Annotated in this window: 1 protein-coding gene; it reads right to left on the bottom strand. The window is 37.7% G+C overall.

The features are described 5' to 3' along the window. On the bottom strand, positions 1-479 hold a 479-nt coding region (locus AC1DRF_RS31870), incomplete at its 3' end, for a TcaA second domain-containing protein (protein WP_477742809.1). Positions 480-546 lie beyond the last annotated feature (67 nt).

Raw genomic sequence — 546 nt, 5'->3', positions numbered from 1 at the left:
GTTGTATCCTCTGGCGTGGTGAGGGAGATATAATATGATGACGGGACAACCACGTACTGTTTTTTGAAGAGTAGTGAATGTTTCTGTTCTTTTATTGTAAAGTAGATACTCGATTTATTTTTTAAATCATTTTCAACGTCTCGTAAAATAGAACCATCGGAAGTTGCGTCTAACAGAGCTTGAATAGATGTGTCATTAATAACTATAGTAGACTGCGAAGAGTCTAATAACTCTCTTAACACAGCTGTATCTTTCGATTCTAATGCCTCAATAAAGCGGTCAGCCGTCTTTTCTTCTGAGCCAGCGAAAAAGAAATAAAATACAAAAGTTAAAAGAAGGATAAGCGCAATACCCCCGCCAATATACCAGCTCTTTTTATGCTTAGCTGCAGCTTGGGACACGGTGAAAGAAAAGCCGCAGTTATTGCAAAATAATTGGTCTGTGCTTGCACTGGCCCCGCATTTTGGACATTGATTCATTCACACCATTCCTTTCTTTTTATTCCATTAAATGTATGGAATACGTAGGTAAAACAGACCATTAAAT

The sequence above is a fragment of the Priestia sp. P5_B4 genome (assembly GCF_056400385.1).
This window is presented reverse-complemented; position numbering and strand designations above follow the sequence as displayed.